This window comes from Rhizorhapis sp. SPR117 (assembly GCF_021742065.1).
Genome location: NZ_JAKKIE010000209.1, coordinates 1 through 854, shown reverse-complemented (window position 1 = coordinate 854; position 854 = coordinate 1). Strand labels below are relative to the sequence as shown.

At 64.4% G+C, this 854-nt stretch carries 1 protein-coding gene; it reads left to right on the top strand.

Features of this window, described 5'->3' with window-relative positions:
- Positions 1-652: IS66 family transposase (gene tnpC, locus L3X40_RS22000; RefSeq protein ID WP_237367457.1), on the top strand; the 652-nt coding region annotated here is incomplete at its 5' end.
- Positions 653-854 lie beyond the last annotated feature (202 nt).

The window sequence follows — 854 nt, the reverse complement described above, 5'->3', positions numbered from 1 at the left end:
CCATTATTCGCGAGACCGGCGCGGCGAGCATCCCATCCACCACCTGACGGGCTATGGCGGCATCCTCCAGGCCGACGAGCTTGCCGATGCCGCGCACCAGCTCAAGCGGCGGCGGCGCACCACACCCGTCATCTCGCCGATCGCGCTCGAAGCGGTGAAGCGGATCGACGCGATCTTCGAGATCGAGCGCGCCATCAATGGACGGAACGCCAGGGAACGGCTTGCCGTGCGCCAGGAACTCGCCGCGCCGCTGGTCGCCGAGCTTGAGCGCTGGATGAGAGACCAGCGTTCGGGCCTCGCTCGCCACAACCCTGTCGCCGGCGCCATCGACTATATGCTCAAGGACTGGAGCAGCTTCACCCGTTTCCTCGATGACGGTCGGATCTGCCTGACGAACAATTGCGCCGAACGAGCCCTGCGCGGTGTGGCTCTCGGCAGAAAGGCGTGGCTATTTGCCGGTTCCGACCGCGGCGGCGACCGCGCCGCGTTCATGTACACGCTCATCACCACCGCTCGGCTCAATGACATCGACCCACAAGCATGGCTCGCCGATGTCCTCGCCCGCATCGCCGATATCCCACAGCAGCGGCTTAACGAACTGCTTCCCTGGAATTGGCAAACCGGGCGGCCGTCGATCGCTGAAGCGGCCTAAACCGCGGCCTTCAACGAAGGGATACAGATAATCGTTCAGAGAAGCTATGGGGCGAACGGCGGCGGCATGGCACCACCGTCGTTCGATAGAAGCGATAGAGGTGCCCCATGACCCAGGCAAACGATCTAACCTCTCTTATTCACCGGGCGACTGCGTGATGGCGTAATCCGGGACGGGGGCGGCAGGCGGAGGCGGCAAGCGC